The following is a 551-nucleotide window of genomic DNA, read 5'->3' as shown; positions in this document are numbered from 1 at the left end:
TCCACCATCCGGTGTTCCGCATCATAACGGTAACTCTGCGTGCCGCTCCGGCCCTGCTTTTCCACCGTCCGGCCAAATTCGTCGTAACGGTAATGTATGCCCCTGTACGTGGTTAGCCGGTTGAACGGCACCACGCTGTTTTCTGCCGTGGCCCTTTCCCCCGCACGCCGCCCCAGCAGGTTTCCCGCCGCGTCGTACTGCCAGCTCGCCAGATACCCCTCATCCTCGGAGCGACACGCCGTGATGTGGCCCGTGGCGTCATAGAAGTAGTCCGTTTCCCCCCGCCGGCTGTGCCGCGTCTTCAGCAGTTCATCCTCGCCGCTGTAATTGTACTGCCGGTCAGTGAACGTATCCGGTACCACCCCGCGCATCCCGCTGTATGTCTCCCTGCGCTTCAGCCGCCCGGTGGGGTCGTAAAGCTGCCGTGTGTTCAGTCGCCCCTGACTTCTGAGCACTTCCCGGTGCAGGTGGTCGCGTGTGAACTCGCTGATGACCTCCCGGTCCAGATTTATCTGCTGGAGATGACCGCTGCCGTAGTACAGATGGCGCTG

General features: G+C 62.1%; 1 pseudogene. It reads right to left on the bottom strand.

Features of this window, described 5'->3' with window-relative positions:
- Positions 1-551: pseudogene (locus ATB02_RS25790) on the bottom strand (hypothetical protein); the annotation flags it as partial.

The sequence above is a fragment of the Escherichia sp. MOD1-EC5189 genome, from assembly GCF_002966045.1.
GTDB lineage: Bacteria > Pseudomonadota > Gammaproteobacteria > Enterobacterales > Enterobacteriaceae > Escherichia > Escherichia coli_F.
The sequence above is the reverse complement of the archived record's forward strand: the minus strand, read 5'-3'. Positions and strand labels throughout refer to the sequence as shown.